General features: G+C 64.7%; 18 protein-coding genes, 1 tRNA gene and 1 other RNA gene. 10 read left to right on the top strand and 10 right to left on the bottom strand.

The window, feature by feature from the left end; genetic code table 11:
* Positions 1-14: 14 nt before the first annotated feature.
* Both V8J55_RS15195 and rpsD read right to left on the bottom strand, forming a co-directional pair.
* Positions 15-1,697, bottom strand: a complete 1,683-nt coding sequence (locus tag V8J55_RS15195) for a M28 family metallopeptidase (RefSeq protein ID WP_336446433.1) — start codon at positions 1,695-1,697, stop codon at positions 15-17.
* A gap of 119 nt (positions 1,698-1,816) precedes the next feature.
* On the bottom strand, positions 1,817-2,428 hold the full coding sequence (rpsD, locus tag V8J55_RS15190) for a 30S ribosomal protein S4 (RefSeq protein WP_037510385.1): 612 nt from the start codon (positions 2,426-2,428) through the stop codon (positions 1,817-1,819).
* Positions 2,429-2,641: 213 nt separating this feature from the next.
* Between rpsD and V8J55_RS15185 the strand changes: the two genes are divergently transcribed.
* Entirely contained in the window at positions 2,642-2,956 is a 315-nt protein-coding gene (locus V8J55_RS15185) for a chorismate mutase (RefSeq protein WP_336446432.1), read from the top strand.
* A 9-nt stretch (positions 2,957-2,965) separates the two neighbouring features.
* Here the strand turns inward: V8J55_RS15185 and V8J55_RS15180 are convergent, their stop codons facing one another.
* From V8J55_RS15180 to rpiB, 7 genes are all read right to left on the bottom strand, one after another.
* Positions 2,966-3,211, bottom strand: a complete 246-nt coding sequence (locus tag V8J55_RS15180) for a hypothetical protein (protein ID WP_336446431.1) — start codon at positions 3,209-3,211, stop codon at positions 2,966-2,968.
* 105 nt (positions 3,212-3,316) lie between these two features.
* Positions 3,317-3,553: a hypothetical protein gene (locus V8J55_RS15175; protein ID WP_336446430.1), complete on the bottom strand. Its 237-nt coding sequence runs from the start codon at positions 3,551-3,553 to the stop codon at positions 3,317-3,319.
* 27 nt (positions 3,554-3,580) lie between these two features.
* A complete protein-coding gene (locus V8J55_RS15170; RefSeq protein ID WP_336446429.1) occupies positions 3,581-4,309 on the bottom strand; it encodes an RNA methyltransferase in 729 nt (242 codons plus the stop codon).
* Positions 4,306-4,773, bottom strand: a complete 468-nt coding sequence (gene nrdR / locus V8J55_RS15165; protein ID WP_037510398.1) for a transcriptional regulator NrdR — start codon at positions 4,771-4,773, stop codon at positions 4,306-4,308. Before nrdR ends, V8J55_RS15170 begins: the two co-directional genes overlap by 4 nt.
* A 3-nt stretch (positions 4,774-4,776) precedes the next feature.
* Positions 4,777-4,995, bottom strand: coding sequence for a hypothetical protein (locus V8J55_RS15160; protein ID WP_336446428.1), 219 nt, complete (start codon positions 4,993-4,995; stop codon positions 4,777-4,779).
* Between the two features lie 4 nt (positions 4,996-4,999).
* Complete coding sequence (gene glyA / locus V8J55_RS15155; RefSeq protein WP_336446427.1) at positions 5,000-6,307, bottom strand: serine hydroxymethyltransferase; 1,308 nt, start codon at positions 6,305-6,307, stop codon at positions 5,000-5,002.
* Positions 6,304-6,756 (bottom strand): ribose 5-phosphate isomerase B, encoded by a 453-nt coding sequence (gene rpiB / locus V8J55_RS15150; protein WP_336446426.1) that lies wholly within the window; start codon positions 6,754-6,756, stop codon positions 6,304-6,306. Before rpiB ends, glyA begins: the two co-directional genes overlap by 4 nt.
* A gap of 112 nt (positions 6,757-6,868) precedes the next feature.
* Between rpiB and V8J55_RS15145 the strand changes: the two genes are divergently transcribed.
* Entirely contained in the window at positions 6,869-7,033 is a 165-nt protein-coding gene (locus V8J55_RS15145) for a hypothetical protein (protein ID WP_336446425.1), read from the top strand.
* Positions 7,034-7,176: 143 nt separating this feature from the next.
* Here V8J55_RS15145 and V8J55_RS15140 read toward each other — a convergent pair whose 3' ends face one another.
* On the bottom strand, positions 7,177-7,833 hold the full coding sequence (locus V8J55_RS15140; protein WP_037510410.1) for an alpha/beta hydrolase: 657 nt from the start codon (positions 7,831-7,833) through the stop codon (positions 7,177-7,179).
* Between the two features lie 140 nt (positions 7,834-7,973).
* Between V8J55_RS15140 and V8J55_RS15135 the strand changes: the two genes are divergently transcribed.
* The 8 genes from V8J55_RS15135 (at position 7,974) to V8J55_RS15100 (ending at position 14,956) form a co-directional block, all read left to right on the top strand.
* Positions 7,974-9,065 carry a cysteine desulfurase family protein gene (locus V8J55_RS15135; protein WP_336446424.1) on the top strand — a complete coding sequence of 364 codons (1,092 nt, stop codon included), beginning with the start codon at positions 7,974-7,976 and terminating at the stop codon, positions 9,063-9,065.
* Positions 9,062-9,400 carry a 2Fe-2S iron-sulfur cluster-binding protein gene (locus V8J55_RS15130; protein ID WP_336446889.1) on the top strand — a complete coding sequence of 113 codons (339 nt, stop codon included), beginning with the start codon at positions 9,062-9,064 and terminating at the stop codon, positions 9,398-9,400. The genes V8J55_RS15135 and V8J55_RS15130 overlap by 4 nt, the downstream gene beginning before the upstream one ends.
* A gap of 128 nt (positions 9,401-9,528) precedes the next feature.
* Positions 9,529-9,626: signal recognition particle sRNA small type (gene ffs / locus V8J55_RS15125), an RNA gene on the top strand.
* A gap of 43 nt (positions 9,627-9,669) precedes the next feature.
* The gene (locus V8J55_RS15120) at positions 9,670-11,388 is read left to right on the top strand and encodes a DNA polymerase III subunit gamma/tau (RefSeq protein WP_336446423.1); all 1,719 of its coding nucleotides are present in this window, start codon (positions 9,670-9,672) and stop codon (positions 11,386-11,388) included.
* The gene (locus V8J55_RS15115) at positions 11,385-11,720 is read left to right on the top strand and encodes a YbaB/EbfC family nucleoid-associated protein (RefSeq protein ID WP_058538123.1); all 336 of its coding nucleotides are present in this window, start codon (positions 11,385-11,387) and stop codon (positions 11,718-11,720) included. The genes V8J55_RS15120 and V8J55_RS15115 overlap by 4 nt, the downstream gene beginning before the upstream one ends.
* Positions 11,721-11,855: 135 nt before the next feature.
* Positions 11,856-14,252, top strand: a complete 2,397-nt coding sequence (lon, locus tag V8J55_RS15110; RefSeq protein ID WP_336446421.1) for an endopeptidase La — start codon at positions 11,856-11,858, stop codon at positions 14,250-14,252.
* A gap of 172 nt (positions 14,253-14,424) precedes the next feature.
* Positions 14,425-14,697, top strand: coding sequence for an HU family DNA-binding protein (locus tag V8J55_RS15105; RefSeq protein WP_037510426.1), 273 nt, complete (start codon positions 14,425-14,427; stop codon positions 14,695-14,697).
* Positions 14,698-14,881: 184 nt separating this feature from the next.
* Positions 14,882-14,956 (top strand) — tRNA-Val (locus V8J55_RS15100).
* Positions 14,957-14,970: the final 14 nt, after the last annotated feature.

Raw genomic sequence — 14,970 nt, 5'->3', positions numbered from 1 at the left:
GCGCACTCTTTCGCTTATTTACCGGCGCGCGACTTGTCGCGGGCGGCGCGGAATTCGTCGCCGTCGTTCCAGTTCGGCCATGCGTCGGTCATCGCGAGCATGCGGCCCGCGGCGTAATAGAGGCGCAGGTCGGACATCATGCCGCCCCAGTTGGTGATCGCCTCATATTCGTCGCCGGGGGCGTGGTAGCGGTTCTTTTCATAGTCTTCGGCCGCCTTCTTGCCGGCCTCGACGCCGCCCTCGACCAGGTCGTCGCCGCTGCCGAAGTTGAACATCGGCACGCCGAGCTTGGCGAAGCTGAAGTGATCCGAACGATAATAGAAACCCTTCTCGGGGGTCGGTTCGTCCTTGATCACGCGCTTTTCCATCGCGGCGAGCTTGGCGACATAGGCGTCGAGTTCGGACTTGCCGCGGCCGACGACGACGATGTCCTTCGCCGGGCCGATCGCGTTGAGCGCATCCATGTTCACGCCGCCGACCGTCTGCGCGAGCGGGAAGATCGGGTTTTCGGCATAGAACTTCGACCCGAGCAGGCCCGATTCCTCGGCGGTGACCGCAAGGAAGACGATGCTGCGGTCGGGCGCACCCGCCTTGTGGAACGCCTGCGCCAGCGTCACGAGACCCGCGATGCCGCTCGCATTGTCGACCGCGCCGTTACAGATGTCGTCGCCCGCGACCGGCGTGCAGCGGCCGAGGTGGTCCCAATGGCCGGTGTAGAGCACATATTCGTCAGGACGCTTGGCGCCCGGCAGCACGCCGATGACGTTGCGCGACATCTTCTTCGAGATTTCATTGTCGAAGCCGAAATTCGCCTTCACACCGGCTAGCGCTACGGGCTTGAAGCCCTTCTTTTTCGCGGCATCGCGGAGCTTGTCGAAATCCTGTCCGGCGCTCGCGAACAGTTCCTTCGCCTTCGGAAGCTGGATCCAGCCGTTGGCGAGCGTTTCCTTCGCCCCGCCGTCCTTGGTTTCGGCTAGATAATTGGCGCCGGTGTTGCTCGATTCGACGACGTTCCAGCCATAGGCAGCGGGCTCGGTGTCGTGGACGATCAGCACCGCGGCGGCGCCCTGGCGCGCGGCTTCCTCATATTTGTACGACCAGCGACCGTAATAGGTCATCGCGCGGCCGTTGAATTCGCCCTTGGCTTCCTTGGTCTGCCAGTCGGGGTCGTTGACGAGGACGACGACGGTCTTCCCCTTTACGTCGAGCCCGGCATAGTCGTTCCAGCGCTTTTCGGGGGCGTTGATGCCGTAACCGACGAAGACGACGTCGCTGTCCTTGACCGCGGTCTTGGGCTGGACGCGATAGCTGAACGCGACATAATCCTTCGCATATTGCGCGGTGACCGGCGCCTTGCCGCCGGTGAAGGTGAGCGGCGTCGCATTCTTCGCGGTGATTTCGACCAGCGGCACGTCCTGCGTCCACTTGCCGTTGTTGCCGGGCTTCAGCCCCGCTTCCTCGTACTTCTTGATGATATAGGCGACGGTCTTTTCCTCGCCCGGGGTGCCGGGGGCGCGGCCTTCATATGCGTCCGACGACAATTCCTTCGTCACCTCCTGCAACGTCGCGAGCGACAGTTCGGGGATCTGGACGTCGGGAATGGCGGTAGCGGACGTCGCCGCCTTGTCGGACGTGTTGCACGCGGAAACGGTCAAAAGGACCGCAAGGGCTGCGGTTGTGCGGGGGAAACGAAGCATGGAAATTCCTCGGAAAGTTTCATTTGCGACGAGCGGGCTTGTGCCAGCCGCGGCCAGCCGATGCAAGAAGGGCGGCCCTTTCGGACCGCCCTTCTGAAATCGTTTCGGTGGAAACCTGATCAGCGCGAATAGAATTCGACGACCAGGTTCGGTTCCATCTTCACCGGATAGGGCACTTCGTCGAGCGTCGGGACGCGGACATAGGTCGACTTGGTGCCGTCAACCGACAGATATTCGGGCAGGTCGCGCTCGGGCAGGCTCTGCGCTTCGGCGACCAGCGCCATTTCCTGCGCCTTCTTGCCGAGGGTGACTTCGTCGCCCGGCTTCACGAGGCGGCTCGCGACGTTGCACTTCACGCCGTTCACATAGACATGGCCGTGGCTGACGAGCTGGCGCGCCGAGAAGATCGTCGGGGTGAACTTCGAGCGGTAGACGACCGCGTCGAGGCGGCGCTCGAGCAGGCCGATCAGGTTCTGGCCGGTGTCGCCCTTCATGCGCGACGCTTCGAAATAGTTCTTCTTGAACTGCTTTTCGGTGATGTCGCCGTAATAGCCCTTCAGCTTCTGCTTCGCGCGGAGCTGGATGCCGAAGTCCGACATCTTGCCCTTGCGGCGCTGACCGTGCTGGCCGGGGCCATATTCGCGGCGGTTGACCGGGCTCTTCGGGCGACCCCAGATGTTTTCACCCATCCGGCGGTCGAGTTTATACTTGGCGCTCTGGCGCTTCGACATATGTCGTCTCCAATATGCTGTGTGCCGAAGGATTTCGGCGGTTCCCGGGTCGCACCATATGGACAGATGCCATATGCGACCGCCGCTTCACCGGGGTGCGGGGTCCATTGCGAAGGCGCGCGGTTAGACGGGCAGGGGCGCAAAGTCAAGCGTTGCGGCGCAACTTGGCACCATGCCTCGACAGCGCGAAAAAAGCCGCTAAAGGCTGCGCGCATGACGTCCGCCAAACTTCCCGAAGACTGCGAAACGATGATCGATGTCCGCGCCGGAGTCGATCAGGTCGACCGCGAACTCGTCGCGCTGCTCGTTCGCCGTTTCGGCTATATGGACGCCGCCGCGCGCATCAAGACCGACCGCGCCGCTGTTCGCGACGAAGCGCGCAAGAGCGAGGTGCTCGGCAATGTCGCGCGCGCAGCCGAAGCCGCCGGGCTGGAGCCCGCGCGGCTGCGTGCCGTGTGGAACGAGCTGGTCGAACAATCGATCGCCTATGAGGCGGTCCAGTGGGATCGGCTGCGCGCCGACAGCTGACCGCCGGCTTTAGTTGGTGCTGCCGCCCGCGGATGCTGCGGCGTCGGCGTGCGACGCTTCGGGCGCCGGCGTGACGGGTTCGGCGACCGTACGGCACACGCGCTTGGGCACCGTGCTGCCGGTCACTTCCACCTTTTGACAGACCTTCTTGGGCTTCGCGGGCTTGGCCGCTTGCGCGGTATTGGCGCGCGTATCATTTTCGGCCGCATTTGCCGAAGCCGCCGCGAGGGCGAGTGAGAGTATCACGGACAACATAAGGTCATGTTCCCTGAAACGATGCCGCCAACGGCGTTCCGCTTACGCAGCCGAATGCCGTGATCGCGGCGTGCATCATTTCCGGTAATGGAAAGGGGCGGTCGATCAGCGGCCGATGGCGCCCGTGCCGACCCGGAGGTCGTTCCCGACATTCTGCTGCTGATTGTCCCATTGTTCCTGCGTCTTGCAGGTGCGGGTTTTCATGCGGGTGCCGGTATCAGCTTCGGACCGGCAGATTTTCTTGGGCTTGGCCGGTTTGGCGGCGGCGGTGGTCGGCGCCGGCGCTTCAGCCGCCTCGGGGGCTGCCGCGGAGAGCGCAAGGGAAAGAACGAGAGTTAGCATCGATAATCTCCAAGACGATTCGCCCCGTTATCGCGATCGGGGCGTCCTGCCAAGTGCTGTCACGATACCATGCATCATCCTGATATCATTGTGCGACCAGCCCGTCTTGGTCAGCGCGGTGCGCAAGGTGCGCAGTGTCGCCTCGGTCCGCTCGGGCGGAACAAAATAGCCGCTCGCGTCGAGATCGCGCGTCAGATGTTCGATCAATTGTTCGAGCTCGGCATGCGGCGCCGGCGGGTCGAGCGGCACTTCGGGCGGGCTCGCGAGCGCAATACCCTTCGACCATTCATAGGCGAGCAGGATCACCGCCTGCGCGAGGTTGAGCGATGCGAATTCGGGGTTGATCGGCACCGTCACGATAGCGTGCGCGAGCGCGACATCGTCGGTTTCGAGGCCGGAGCGTTCGGCACCGAAGACATAGGCCGAGCGGCCCGCGTTCGAATGAACCTCGCGTGCCGCCGCTTCGGGGGTCAGCACGGGCTTCATTACGCCGCGCTTGCGCACCGTGGTGGCATAGATCGTCGTGCAGTCGGCGACCGCATCGGCGAGGCTGTCGAAAACTTTCGCCTCGGCGAGCACGATGTCGGCGCCCGCCGATGCCGGGCCGGCGTCGGGATTGGGCCAGCCGTCGCGCGGGGTAACGAGGCGCAGTTCGGTCAGCCCGAAATTGAGCATCGCGCGCGCCGCCTTGCCGATATTCTCACCAAGCTGCGGACGGACGAGGACGATGACGGGGGGCGGGGCGGCCGCGGTCATTTGATCGGCCGCGCCGCCTCGGTGACCGAGGACGCGAATTCCTCGAAGTCCTTCGCTTCGGTAAATTCGCGGTAGACGCTGGCGAAGCGGATATAGGCGACGCTGTCGAAGCCTTTCAGCGCCTCCATCACCATGCCGCCGATCTGCTGCGCCTGCACCTCGCTCTCGCCCGAGGTTTCGAGCTGGCGCTGGATGCCCGACACCAGCCGTTCGATGCGCGCACCGTCGATCGGGCGCTTGCGGCATGCGATCTGGATGCTGCGCATCAGTTTCTCGCGATCAAAGGGTTCGCGGCGGCCGTCGGCCTTGGTGACCCCGACTTCGCGGAGCTGGATGCGTTCGAAGGTCGTGAAGCGCGCGCCGCAATCCTCGCACTGACGGCGGCGGCGAATCGCGGCGCCGTCCTCGGTCGGACGGCTGTCCTTCACCTGGCTGTCTTCATGGCCGCAATAGGGACAACGCATGGGTTAGCGTTTCACCCGCATCACCAGCGCGATGAGGGCGCCCGCGAACAGGCCGACCGGCCAGGTGATCGCGTCGAGCATCAGTCCGATCGCGCCGCCGACCGCGCCGCCGATCAGCACCGGGCGTGTCGAGGGATGGGCCAGCCCTTGCTTGCCCATCGCCTTGACCTCTTCGATCGAGAGTTCGACCAGCGTCGGTTCCTCGGGGTGCTGCCGTGCCATCGCTCTATCCCTGATAGATGGGGAAGCGTTCGCATAGCGCGCGGACGCGGCCCCGGACATTCGCTTCGACATCGGCGTCGCCATGCTCGCCCTTGTCGCGCAGCGCTTCGAGCACGTCGGCGACCATATCGCCGATTTCCTCGAACTCGGCGATGCCGAAGCCGCGCGTCGTGCCCGCGGGCGAACCGACGCGGATGCCGCTGGTCTTGACCGGCGGCAGCGGATCGAAGGGGATGCCGTTCTTGTTGCAGGTAATCGCGCTGCGTTCGAGCGCCTCGTCGGCGTCGCGGCCGGTGACGCCGAGCGGGCGCAGGTCAATCAGCGCGAGGTGGGTGTCGGTGCCGCCCGCGACGACGTCGGCGCCGCGGTCCTTGAGCCGGTTCGCGAGCGCCTGCGCATTGGCGATCGTCGCCTTCGCATAATCCTTGAACTCGGGGCGCAGCGCTTCGCCGAACGCCACGGCTTTCGCGGCGATGACGTGCATCAGCGGGCCGCCCTGCAGCCCCGGGAAGACCGCCGAATTGATGCGCTTGGCGATCGCTTCGTCATTGGTCAGGATCATGCCGCCGCGCGGGCCGCGCAGCGTCTTGTGCGTCGTCGTCGTGACGACATGCGCATGTTCCATCGGCGACGGATGCGCGCCGCCTGCGACGAGGCCCGCGAAATGCGCCATGTCGACCATCAGCAACGCGCCGACATCGTCGGCAATCTTGCGGAAACGCGCGAAATCGAGCGTGCGCGGATAGGCCGAGCCGCCCGCGATGATCAGCGCGGGGCGATGCTCCTTTGCGAGCGCCTCGACCTGGTCGAAATCGACGAGATGGTCGTCGGCGCGCACGCCATATTGCACCGCGTTGAACCATTTGCCCGACATCGCCGGGGGTGCGCCGTGGGTCAGGTGCCCGCCGGCGTCGAGGCTCATGCCGAGGATCGTTGCACCGGGCTTGGTCAGCGCGAGCATGACCGCGCCGTTCGCCTGCGCGCCCGAATGCGGTTGGACGTTGGCATAGCCGCAGTCGAACAGCTGCTTCGCGCGGTCGATCGCGAGGGTTTCGACCTCGTCCGACGGCGCGCAGCCCTGATAGTAACGGCGGCCGGGATAACCTTCCGCATATTTGTTGGTGAAGACCGACCCCTGTGCTTCGAGGACGGCCTTCGAGACGATATTCTCCGACGCGATCAGCTCGATCTGATATTGCTCGCGTTCGAGCTCATGCTTCATCGCCGCCGCGACCGCGGGGTCGACGGTGCCGACGCCGTCAGTGAAATAACCGGCCGACTTGATGGGCTTGGCGAGCGTGTCTGTGGTCATCGGCTGGTCTCCAGTTGGGGCGGATTGGAAAGCTTGTCGACGCGGCGCGCGTGGCGGTCGCCGGCGAATTCGGTGGTCAGGAAGGCGTCGAGGCACGCCTTGGCCATGTCGATGCCGGTCAGGCGCGCGCCCATCGCGATGACGTTCGCGTCATTATGCTCGCGCGACAGCTTCGCCGACAGCGGTTCGCTGACCAGCGCGCAGCGCGCGGCGGGGTTGCGGTTGACCGAGATCGAAATGCCGATGCCCGACCCGCAAAGGGCAACGCCGCGTGTCGCGCGGCCGTCGGCGATGGCTTGGCCAAGGGCGTAGCCGAAATCGGGATAATCGACGCTGTCGGGGCCGTTCGTGCCGAGATCCTCGACTTCGTGGCCGGCTTCGCGAAGCCAGTCGGCGAGAGCGGCTTTCAGCTCCCAGGCGGCGTGGTCAGAGGCTATTGCAATGCGCATGATGCGGCTCCCGCGGGGCGATAGGGAATCGATGAGCGCCCTTTAGGCGAAGCGGCGCGGATTGGCCATAAGCGAGGTGGCAAATTTGTGACTGTGCCGATAAAGCCGCCCTATGTCCGACACGATCATGTCCATCTTGATGCTGACCGGCGTCCTTTTGACCGGCGGTGCCGTCTATGTTTTTCGCAAGGGCGACCGCCGCCGCGCGCTGCTGATGCTGATCGCGGCGCTGGTGATGTTCGCAAATGTCGCGATCTGGCTGGTGCCGGTGAAATAACCTTGATCCTCCCTGCCGCGAAGCGGTGGGGAGGGGGACCGCTCGCGAAGCGAGTGGTGGAGGGGCAGGCGTCATAGCCCCTCCGTCAGCGGCCAAGCCGCTGCCACCTCCCCATGCCTGCGGCACAGGGAGGAGTTTTGTCGTCAGCGGATCGGCGAATCGGGCGCGAGCCGCATATCCAGATAGTTATCGAGCGACTTCATCAACTGGTCGAGCTCATGCTCGAAGAAATGGTTCGCGCGCGGGATCTCGTCGTGATGGATCGTGATGCCCTTTTGCGTGCGCAGCTTGTCGACCAGCTTCTGCACCGCGCTCGGCGGCACGATCTCGTCCTGGCCGCCCGCGACGATGATGCCCGACGAGGGGCAGGGCGCGAGGAAGCTGAAGTCGTACATGTTCGCCGGCGGCGCGACCGACAGGAAGCCGCGGATTTCGGGGCGGCGCATGAGCAGCTGCATGCCGATCCACGCGCCGAAGCTGAAGCCCGCGATCCACGTCGTCTGCGCCTCGGGATGGATCGACTGGACCCAGTCGAGCGCCGAGGCGGCATCGCTCAGCTCGCCGATACCATTGTCGAACGTGCCCTGGCTGCGGCCAACGCCGCGAAAGTTGAAGCGCAGCACTGCGAAGCCACGCGCGACGAAGCTTTTGTACATCGCCTGCGTGATGCGGTCGTTCATCGTGCCGCCGCCCTGCGGATGCGGGTGGAGGATCAGCGCAACCGGCGCGCGCGGGCGCGGCGGGGGCGAGAAACGGCCTTCGATGCGGCCTTCGGGGCCGGGGAAAATCACGTCGGGCATGGGAGCACCTCTTATCTTTTATGGCTGGCCGCCGAATCGCCGGGCTGGCAGGGTGGCGGAGCGAAGATGGCGCCTATATAGAAATTGCGTAGCATGTTGCAACTTTTGCGAATCGCTCGCAATAAGGATCTGTCCGCCGGATGATTTACCTCGATTACCAAGCCACGACGCCGCTCGCTCCCGAGGCGCGCGAGGCGATGCTGCGCTGGCTCGAAGGGCCGGGTGAGGGCGACGGATTCGCTAATCCGTCGAGTACGCACAAGGGCGGGCGCGCTGCCGCCGCCGCGGTCGAGGTCGCGCGCGATCAGGTCGCCGCGCTGCTGCCCAAGGGTGGCCGAACCTTCTTCACCTCGGGCGCCACCGAGGCGCTCAACTGGGCGCTGCTCCGCGGGGCCGAGGCGAAGCCGGGCGGGGTCGCCGGACTCAGCATCGAGCATGCCGCCTCGTTGCAATGCCTCGAGCGGCTGAATGCGACCATCCTGCCTGTCGATGGCGAAGGACTGGCCTTGCCGCCCGACGATGCGTCGATCCCCGAAAACGGCATTGTTGCGGTGATGCTCGTGAACAACGAGGTCGGGACGATCCAGCCGGTCGCCGATTTCGCCGCGGCGGCGCATGCGAAGAACAGCCTGCTGCTCTGCGATGCGGTGCAAGGCTATGGCCGCGTCGCGATTCCCGGCGACGCCGATCTGATCGCGATCTCGGCGCACAAGATCCACGGGCCGAAGGGCATCGGCGCGCTATGGGTCAGGGACGGCGTCGACCTGCCGCCGCTGATGTTCGGCGGCGCGCAGGAACAGGGCATGCGCTCGGGCACCGTCTCGCCCGCACTCTGCGCCGGATTCGGCGCCGCGGCGGCGCTCGCGACCGAGCGGTTCGAAGCCGATGCCGAGCATGTCGAACGCCTCTGGTCGCTTGCGCTCGATCTGCTCCCCGAATGGACGATCAATGGCGATTCGAACCGCCGCTACCACGGCAATCTCAACGTCCGGCGCGAGGGCGTGAACGGCCTTCGTCTGATGTCCGACGCCCGCGAAATCGCCTTTTCGCTCGGCAGTGCGTGCGGCAGCGGGTCGGGGAAGGTCAGCCATGTGCTGCGCGCAATGGGCATCAGCGAGGCCGATGCACGCGCCTCGATCCGCCTCGGCTGGGGCCGCTATACAAGCGAGCAGCAATTGCGCGACGGGCTTCAGGCCATCAAGGACGCCGCGCGGCTGCAGGGCGTGAACTGATGCGCGTGACCTTCATCCACGCTGACGGCAAGGCGCGCACCGAGGCCGAGGCCGAACCCGGCTCGATCCTGCTCGACGTTGCGCAGGCGCATTTGATGCCGCTCGAAGGTACGTGCGAGGGCCAGATGGCATGCTCGACCTGCCACGTCATCGTCGCCAAAGAGGATTTCGACCGCCTGCCGCCCGCAAGCGAGATGGAAGAGGATATGCTCGACCTCGCCGCCGGGGTCCGCCGCACCAGCCGCCTGTCGTGCCAGATCGTGCTGACCGACGAGCTCGACGGGCTCACCGTGCACATCCCCGCCGAAAGCCGCAACATGCAGGGGCCGCGCTGATTTTTCCGTCACCCCGGACTTGATCCGGGGCCTGTCTTCCTTTGACGCGAAAAAGGCGGGTGCCGGGTCAAGCCCGGCATGACGAACAGCTGTGCCTTGCATTTCCTCGCGCTCCCCGCCATATGCGCCGCGGGAGTCGGGCGGACGCAGTCTTCGCCAACCCGGTCAGGTCCGGAAGGAAGCAGCCGCAACGAATTCGCTGCGGGTCGTTCCGGCTCCCACCCATTTCCCCCTTCGACAAGACCGCGGCGCGCCCCTAAGACGGGGCCATGAGCGATTCCGCCGACGACGAAACCCCGATGCTGGGAATGGACCTGCCCGAGACGGCGCCGCAGCCGTCGAGCGGCCCGTACCGCGTTCTTGCCCGCAAATATCGCCCGCAAACCTTTGCCGAACTGATCGGGCAGGACGCGATGGTGCGCACGCTCGGCAATGCGATCGCGCGCGACCGGCTGGCGCATGCCTTCCTGATGACCGGCGTACGCGGGGTCGGCAAGACGTCGACCGCGCGCCTGATCGCGAAAGCGCTCAATTGCATCGGTCCCGACGGGCAGGGCGGGCCGACGATTGACCCGTGCGGCGTGTGTGAACCGTGCCGCGCGATCACCGAAGGGCGCCATATCGACGTCATCGAAATGGACGCCGCGTCGAACACCGGCGTTGACGATGTGCGCGAGATTATCGAGGCGGTGCGCTACGCCGCCGTGTCGGCGCGCTACAAGATCTACATCATCGACGAAGTCCACATGTTGTCGCGTAACGCCTTCAACGCGCTTCTTAAAACGCTCGAAGAGCCGCCGCCGCACGTCAAATTCCTGTTCGCTACCACCGAGGTCAACAAGGTGCCGGTGACGGTGCTGTCGCGTTGCCAGCGCTTCGATCTCCGCCGCATCACCCCCGACATGCTGTTCGCGCATTTCAGTTCGATCCTGCAGAAAGAGGGGGTCGAGGCCGAGGCGCCCGCGATCTGGCTGATCGCCAACGCTGCCGAGGGCTCGGTGCGCGACGGGCTGTCGATCCTCGACCAGGCGATCGCGCACGCGGATCTCGATGGTGGCGGGAAGATTAGCGCCGATCAGGTGCGCGTCATGCTCGGCCTGTCCGACCGCTCGGCGATCGGGCAGTTGATGGCGACGATCCTCGAAGGCGATGCCGGCGGCGCGATCGACCTCGCCCGCGCGCAATATGCGCTAGGTATCGAGCCGGTCGCGATGGTGCGCGGGCTCATGGACCTCACGCATGCGATCACGCTCGCCAAAGTGTCGCGCCACGACGATCCGGCGCTGGCCGAAGCCGACCGCGAACGCATCGGCGACTGGGCGCAAAAGCTCGGTTTTGCGCCGCTCAACCGGCTGTGGCAATTGCTGCTCAAGGGGCATGACGAGGTGCTCCGTGCGAACAACCCGCTCGAACATCTTGAAATGCTGCTGCTGCGCGTGATTTACGCCGCATCGATGCCGGACCCGGGTGAGCTCGCGAAATTGCTCGAAAGGGGCGGCGTGCCGACGATGCCACTCGCTGCGCCGGCGGCGCCCGCGGCGCAAGAGAGCATGACGGCTGAGCCTGTCGCTGCGGTCGAAGTGCCGGCGACTGAAAGCGCCGATACCCCGGCGTCCGCGCTGACTGTCGCGCAGATTCATCAGCTTCTTGAAAGCACCGGAAATCATCGGCTTGCGGTCGATGTTTACGATCACCTGCGAATCATTGAGCTCGAACCGGGCAATCTGGTTTTTGCGCCCGTCGCCGCGCTTGGCGCATCCTTCGCGCGCGATCTGGGCGACGCACTGCTCGCGCAGACCGGCAGCCGCTGGCATGTACGCGCGGGCGAGGGCGAGGGACGGCCGAGCCTTGGCCAGATCCGCGCCGCAACGCTGGCCGACAATGACGCGCGAATCCGCGAATTGCCGGTGGTGAAGGCCGCTTTGGCGGCTTTTCCCGACGCGAAACTTGAACCTTCCGACGACAATCGCCATAAGTCGAACCCATGAAATCGATCGAAGAAATGATGAAGGCGGCGCAGGAAGCGGCCGCCACGGTGCAGGCGCAGATGCAGGAGGCGCAGGCGAAGCTCGACAGCGTCGAGGTCGAAGGCGTGTCGGGCGGCGGTCTGGTACGGATTCGTGCGAGCGCCAAGGGCCGCATCAAGCAAATTTCGATCGACGACAGCCTGATCGTGCCCGCCGACAAGCAAATGCTCGAAGATCTGCTCGCCGCCGCGTTCAACGACGCGCGCGAAAAGGCCGATGCGGCGAGCAACGAAGAAATGGGCAAGATGACGAGCGGCCTGCCGCTCCCACCGGGCTTCAAGCTGCCGTTTTGAGCCGGCCCCAAATCCCTCTGGGCCCCGCTGTTCAGCACAGCGACATTGAATGCGTGCCAAATTACGCCATATTAGCGAAGAACCACCTATAAGAAGGGCGGTGCGCCCGGTCGCGGGGCCCGTCCAGGAGCCGTAATGACGCAATCTTATCCTCTTCTTCCGCTTCGTGACATCGTCGTTTTCCCGCACATGATCGTGCCGTTGTTCGTCGGCCGCGACCGTTCGGTCGCCGCGCTCGAAACCGCGATGGAGAGCGACAAGGAAATCTTCCTCGTCGCGCAGCTCGATCCGGGCGAGGACGACCCGCAGCGCGACGATCTGTACGACGTCGGCGTGATCGCCACCGTGCTCCAGCTGCTGAAGCTGCCCGACGGCACCGTCCGCGTGCTCGTCGAGGGCAAGGAGCGCGCGAAGCTGCTCGCGCTCACCACCGAAGACAAGGCTGTGATGGCGAGCGTGAAGCCGGTCGGCGACACGATCGACGACAGCGTCGATACCGCCGCGCTGATGCGCTCGGTGGTCGACCAGTTCGAAAATTACGCCAAGCTCAACAAGAAGATGCCCGCCGAAACCGCGGTGCAACTGTCGCAGATCGAGGACGCCTCGCGTCTCGCCGATTCGGTTGCGGGCAATCTCAACATCAAGGTCTCGGACAAGCAGGCGTTGCTCGTCGAGGATGCGCCGTCGAAGCGGCTCGAAATGGTCTTCGCCTTCATGGAGGGCGAGCTCGGCGTGCTGCAGGTCGAAAAGAAGATCCGCGGCCGCGTGAAGCGCCAGATGGAAAAGAGCCAGCGCGAATATTATCTCAACGAGCAGTTGAAGGCGATCCAGCGCGAGCTCGGCAACGACAATGGCGAGGGCGGCGATGACCTTGCCGAACTGCAGCTCAAGATCGACAGCCTCAAAATGTCGAAGGAAGCCAAGGCCAAGGCGCAGGCTGAAATGAAAAAGCTGCGTGCGATGGCGCCGATGTCGGCCGAGGCGACCGTTGTCCGCAACTATCTCGACACGCTGATCGGCCTGCCGTGGGGCAAGAAATCGAAGCTCAAGAAGGATATCGCGAAGGCGCAGGAAGTCCTCGACGACGACCATTATGCGCTCGAAAAGGTCAAGGACCGGATCGTCGAATATCTGGCGGTCCAGGCGCGCACCAACAAGCTGAAGGGGCCGATCCTCTGCCTCGTCGGACCTCCGGGCGTCGGCAAGACCAGCCTCGGCAAGTCGATCGCCAAGGCGACCGGGCGCGAGTTCATTCGCCAGTCGCTGGGCGGCGTGCGCGACGAGGCCGAAATCCGCGGCCACCGCCGTACCTACATTGGCTCGCTGCCGGGCAAGATCGTGACCAACCTCAAAAAAGCCGGCACGATGAACCCGCTGTTCCTGCTCGACGAAATCGACAAGCTCGGCCAGGATTTCCGCGGCGATCCGGCATCCGCGCTGCTCGAGGTGCTCGACCCCGAACAGAATGGCAAGTTTCAGGACCATTATCTGGAGGTCGACGTCGACCTCAGCGACGTGATGTTTGTCACCACCGCGAACTCGCTCAACCTGCCGCAGCCCTTGCTCGACCGCATGGAGATCATCCGGCTCGAAGGCTATACCGAGGATGAGAAGGTCGAGATCGCGAAGCTGCACCTGATCGCAAAGCAGGTCGAGGCGCACGGGCTGAAGGCCGGCGAGTTCGAGCTGACCGAAGAAGGGCTGCGCGACCTCATCCGCTATTACACCCGCGAAGCTGGCGTCCGCACGCTCGAGCGCGAGATTGCGCGCCTCGCGCGCAAGGCGCTACGCCGGATCCTCGAAGGCAAGGCCGAAAGCGTCACCGTGACGCCGGAGAATCTTGCCGAATTCGCGGGCGTGCGCAAATTCCGCCACGGCATGGGCGATCTGGAGGACCAGGTGGGCGCCGTCACGGGGCTGGCATGGACCGAGGTCGGCGGCGAATTGCTGACGATCGAAGCCGTGACCGCATCGGGCAAGGGTCAGGTCCGCACCACGGGCAAGCTCGGTGAAGTGATGACCGAATCGGTCCAGGCGGCGCTGTCATTCGTGAAGGCGCGTGCCCCGGCCTATGGTATCAAGCCCAGCCTGTTCGCGCGCAAGGACATCCACATCCACCTGCCCGAAGGCGCCGTGCCGAAGGACGGACCGTCGGCGGGCGTCGGCATGGTCACCGCGATGATTTCGACGCTGACCGGGATCGCGGTGCGCCGCGATGTCGCGATGACTGGCGAAGTCACGCTGCGCGGGCGCGTGCTTGCGATCGGCGGCCTCAAGGAAAAGTTGCTCGCGGCGCTGCGCGGCGGCATCAAGACGGTGCTGATCCCCGAAGAAAACGAGAAGGACCTCGTTGAAATTCCGGCGAATATCACGACCGGGTTGAAGATCATCCCGGTCAGCCACGTCGATCAGGTGCTGGCCGAAGCGCTGGTTTCGCCTGTCGTGCCGATCGAATGGACCGAGGCCGACGAGCTTGCCGCGTCGCCACCGGTTCCCTCGGGCACCGACCCCGAAACGGCGATTCGGCACTGAGTCATCGCCGCCGGACGGCAATTCGCCCCAAATTCGTCGCAAAATCGACGTTTTGGGGCGTTTTGCGCCCTTTTTTGCTTTGACAAGCCGGGTCGAAACATCGTTAGTGACGCGCCATGGCTTCGGGCCATGAGAATCACTTAACCAACCATAATGCAGGGGTTCCTTAGGCATGAACAAACAAGACCTGATCGCCGCCGTCGCTGACTCGAGCGGCCTGACCAAGGGTGACGCGAGCAAAGCGGTTGAAGCCGTGTTCGACGCAATCACCGGTTCGCTGAAGAAGGGCGGCGAAGTCCGTCTCGTCGGCTTCGGCACCTTCGCAGTCAGCAAGCGCAAGGCATCGACCGGCCGCAACCCGCGCACCGGCGAAACGATGACCATCGCGGCGTCGAACCAGCCGAAGTTCAAGGCCGGTAAGGCCCTCAAGGACGCCGTCAACTAAGTTGACAGGCACCTTCTGGTGAAACCATCTCGGGCCGTGGCGCAAGCTGCGGCCCGATTTGTATCTGCCCGATGGGATCCATGTGGTTTGTGCGTGAAGATTGAGCAAATGCCCGTTGCAATCACCGTCGCAGCGGCTATGGACGTCCAGCTTTCGGACGACGGGCCATTGGCCCGCCCCGATCGGGCGCGTAGCTCAGCGGTAGAGCACACCCTTCACACGGGTGGGGTCACAGGTTCAATCCCTGTCGCGCCCACCATGGCTTCCCGGCCA

Origin of the sequence: Sphingopyxis sp. CCNWLW2 (assembly GCF_037095755.1) — a bacterium.
In the GTDB taxonomy this organism is placed as follows: domain Bacteria; phylum Pseudomonadota; class Alphaproteobacteria; order Sphingomonadales; family Sphingomonadaceae; genus Sphingopyxis.
This window is presented reverse-complemented; position numbering and strand designations above follow the sequence as displayed.